The organism is Micromonospora sp. MH33 (genome assembly GCF_003013775.1).
Taxonomy (GTDB): Bacteria; Actinomycetota; Actinomycetes; order Mycobacteriales; family Micromonosporaceae; genus Micromonospora; species Micromonospora fulviviridis.
Genome location: NZ_MUYZ01000438.1, coordinates 1 through 3,876 on the forward strand (window position 1 = coordinate 1; position 3,876 = coordinate 3,876).

Genomic DNA, 3,876 nt, shown 5'->3' on the forward strand with positions numbered 1-3,876 from the left:
CCGCTGTCGACGACCGTAAGCATGACAACCAGGAGACCGGTGCCGGCATGATCGGCACGATCGAGTTCAACTCCTCCACCCTCTACCGGTACGCCACCATCGACGTCGACCGGCTACACGACACCCTCGGCGACACCGATGCCACCCGGCGGGCCGTGGAGGCGTTCCTGCACGCCTTCACCACCAGCATGCCGTCCGGCAAGCGGAACACCTTCGCCAACGGAACCCGCCCCGACGCTGTCATGGTGCGGCTACGCGACACCCAGCCGGTCAACCTGGTCGGCGCCTTCGAGGAGCCCGTTCGTGAGAGGCAGTTCGGCGACCGTTCCGGCGTGGTCACCGCCGCCGCCGAGAAGCTGGCCGAGCACACCACCGAGGTCGAGCAGGCGTACGGCGACCCTGCCGTCGCCGCCTGGGTCACCCACGTCGGCAGCCGTACCGCCGCGCTGGCCACCCTCGGCGAAGTGCTGCCGCTACCCGGCCTGGTCGACGCCGTCGGCGCGACGGTCGCGGATCGCCTCGGTACGCCCGCATGACCGTCTTGCTGCTGCGGCTGGCCGGACCGCTCCAGTCCTGGGGGGCGACCAGCCGCTTCACCCAGCGGCACACCGAGGTCGCCCCTACCAAGAGTGGAGTAATCGGCATGCTCGCCGCGGCGAAAGGGCTGCGACGCACCGACCCCCTCACCGAACTGCTGAGCCTCGACTTCGGGGTCCGGATCGACCAGCCCGGCCAGGTACTGCGCGACTTCCAGGTCGCTCGCACCCTCGACGGCCGCGACAGCATGCCGCTGACCAACCGCTACTACCTCTCCGACGCGGTGTTCCTCGCCGCGATCGGTGGTGAACGATCGCTGCTCGAGGGGCTACACGAAGCGGTGCGCCGGCCCCACTTCCCGCTCTATCTCGGCCGCCGGTCCTGCCCACCGGTAGCCCCGACCTCCCTCGGCGTCCACACCGGCACAGTCGCTGAAGCACTAAGCGACTGGCCCTGGCAGGCATCGAAACGCCTACGTGAGCGTGCAGAGCTGACCGTTCCGTTGGAGGTGCTCAGCGACGCCCCGCCCGGGGCTGATGTAACCGAAACCCTGCCGGACCAGCCGATCAGCTTCGACCCCGCCCACCGGCAGTACGGATGGCGGGCGGTCATCCGGACCCGGGTCGTTGTGCCCAACCCCGACGGCCGTCCTTCGGTTGCCGCCGCAGCCTCCGGCGGCAACGCGCCGGCCGACCACGACCCGCTTGCGTCGCTGTAAGGGATGACGATGTACCTCACCCGATTCCTCGTGAACCCGGTCCGACGGGGAGCACGCAAATTGCTCGCCTCTCCACAGGCGATGCACGCCGCCGTCCTAGCCGGCTTTCCCCACCCCGAGGACCACACCCGCGACGACGCCCGCACCCTGTGGCGCCTCGACCAACGGCAGGATCGACAGATCGTGCTCTACGTGGTCAGCCCGACCGCACCCGACCTGACCCACCTGGTCGAGCAGGCCGGCTGGCCGAGCAGCACCGAAACCTGGACGACCCGACCGTACGCGCGTCTGCTCGACTCTCTTGACAAGGGCCAACAGTGGGCCTTCCGGCTCACCGCGAATCCCACCCGGACCGGTCGACGGACCCCCGACACCTCGACGACCCAACGGTACGGGCACGTCACCCCCGTTCAGCAGGTCGAGTGGCTGACAAAGCGTGCGGAACGCAGCGGATTCACGGTGGTCCGGCAGGCCGACGGGGAACTCAACCTCGTCACCTACAACCGCCAGGTCCACCGCTTCACCCGCAACCACGGCCAACGCCCAGTCACCCTGGTGACGGCCACATACGACGGCGTCCTCGAAGTCGATGACCCGAGCCTGTTCCGGGGTGTGCTCACCCGGGGCATCGGGCACGCCCGCGCGTACGGTTGTGGGCTGCTGACCCTTGCCCCCGCCCAAGTCGAATCGTGAAAATTCCTGGTGTGCCACCGGCCGAGTTGGCGGATCTCAACCGGGCGCAGGACCGAATCAGCTTTGTCTACCTCGAACGCTGCGTCATCCATCGAGACAGCAACGCGATCACGGCCACCGACGAGAAGGGGGTCGTGCACATTCCGGCGGCCACCCTCGGTGTCCTGATGCTCGGGCCGGGCACCAGCATCACGCAGCAGGCGATGATGCTGATCGCCGACAACGGGGCCACCGTCGTCTGGGTCGGCGAGCATGGCGTCCGGTACTACGCCCACGGCCGTAGCCTCGCCCGGTCGAGCCGCCTCCTCGTCGCCCAGGCCGCTGCCGTGTCGCACCGCGACCGACGGTTGCAGGTCGCGCGAGCGATGTACCGGATGCGGTTCCCCAGCGAGGACACCACCAACCTCACCATGCAGCAGTTGCGCGGAAAGGAAGGTGCGAGGGTACGCCGCTGCTACCGGGAGCACGCCCTGCGGACCGGCGTCTCCTGGAACAACCGTGAGTACGATCCGGACGACTTCACCGGCAGCGACCCGGTCAATCAGGCGCTATCAGCGGCTCACGCCTGCCTCTACGGAATCGTGCACGCGGTCATCGTCGCCGTCGGCGCCTCACCCGGACTCGGCTTCGTCCATACCGGCCACGTACGATCATTCGTCTACGACATCGCCGACCTCTACAAGGCCGAGATCACCATTCCGGTAGCCTTCGACATCGCAGCCTGCGAGTCAGCTGACATCGGCGCTGACACCCGCCGAGCCGTCCGCGACCGAGTGCACGACGGCGCACTCCTCGGCCGCTGCACCCGCGACATCCGAACACTGCTCCTCACCGACGGCTCTACCAGGCCGATCGACGACGAGGATCCCGCCGAGGAAGCTGACGACAACACCGTACGCCTCTGGGACGAAGGCGGTTTCGAGTTGAGCGGCGGCCGGAACTATGGCGGGGACGTAGACTTCTGATGACCGTCATCATCCTCACCGCCTGCCCCGAAGGACTCCGAGGGCACCTGACGCAGTGGCTGCTGGAGATCTCCGCCGGGGTGTACGTAGGACACGTGAACAGTCGGATACGGCACCGACTCTGGGCGAAGGTCGTCGAGATGGCCGGACCGGGCCGGGCACTGCTCGTTTATCAGCAGCCCGGCGAGCAGCGGCTCTCCTTCAAGGTGCACGACCACCACTGGGAACCGGTGGACTATGACGGAATCACGTTGATGCGCCGGCCGACGGATCGGAAGTCGTACAACCCCGCAGTGCCCTCCGGATGGAGCAAGGCATCCAAACGCCGCAGGTTTGGCCGACGGGTCCCAGAAGCCCGCGACGGAGCATCGACGGGCCCCAAGCAAAGTGAAGGAAAAAGCGGTAGCTGATCTCTGAAGCCCCAGCTCAAGAAGCCTGCTCCCCGCGCACGCGGGGGTGATCCCGGGACCTGCAGCAGGCCGTTGGGCTTGCCGTCCTGCTCCCCGCGCACGCGGGGGTGATCCGCAGAAGACCGAGGACATGGAGTCGGTCCTCGCCTGCTCCCCGCGCACGCGGGGGTGATCCGTCACTGCACCTCACTGAGAACGGTCAGGGTCGCTGCTCCCCGCGCACGCGGGGGTGATCCCGGTGTCAACGCGCAGGTCAGAGCGGTGTCTGACTGCTCCCCGCGCACGCGGGGGTGATCCGTGGTTCTGCCAGCCCCACGGCGAGGAGGTCGCCTGCTCCCCGCGCACGCGGGGGTGATCCTGGGCCGCGGTCGGGCTGGTGCTCGGCGTGATCCTGCTCCCCGCGCACGCGGGGGTGATCCCTGGGTGCAGACCTACGACACGTGGCGGTCGTCCTGCTCCCCGCGCACGCGGGGGTGTGTTCCGCACCGGGTTTGATGGAGACATCGAAACCTGGGAGGAACACCAGCGATGCCCGCACCGAAGAAGTACAACG

General features: G+C 68.1%; 5 protein-coding genes. All 5 read left to right on the forward strand.

Features of this window, described 5'->3' with window-relative positions; all coding sequences use genetic code 11:
- On the forward strand, positions 1-536 hold a 536-nt coding region (locus B0E53_RS33925), incomplete at its 5' end, for a type I-E CRISPR-associated protein Cas7/Cse4/CasC (protein WP_210406324.1).
- Positions 533-1,255, forward strand: a complete 723-nt coding sequence (gene cas5e, locus B0E53_RS33930; RefSeq protein WP_107079646.1) for a type I-E CRISPR-associated protein Cas5/CasD — start codon at positions 533-535, stop codon at positions 1,253-1,255. The genes B0E53_RS33925 and cas5e, both read left to right, overlap by 4 nt.
- Before the next feature lie 9 nt (positions 1,256-1,264).
- Positions 1,265-1,948 carry a type I-E CRISPR-associated protein Cas6/Cse3/CasE gene (cas6e, locus tag B0E53_RS33935; RefSeq protein ID WP_107079649.1) on the forward strand — a complete coding sequence of 228 codons (684 nt, stop codon included), beginning with the start codon at positions 1,265-1,267 and terminating at the stop codon, positions 1,946-1,948.
- Positions 1,945-2,913, forward strand: a complete 969-nt coding sequence (cas1e, locus tag B0E53_RS33940) for a type I-E CRISPR-associated endonuclease Cas1e (protein ID WP_107079647.1) — start codon at positions 1,945-1,947, stop codon at positions 2,911-2,913. Before cas6e ends, cas1e begins: the two co-directional genes overlap by 4 nt.
- Positions 2,913-3,323, forward strand: coding sequence for a type I-E CRISPR-associated endoribonuclease Cas2e (gene cas2e, locus B0E53_RS33945; RefSeq protein ID WP_107079648.1), 411 nt, complete (start codon positions 2,913-2,915; stop codon positions 3,321-3,323). The genes cas1e and cas2e overlap by 1 nt, the downstream gene beginning before the upstream one ends.
- The last annotated feature ends 553 nt before the right edge of the window (positions 3,324-3,876 follow it).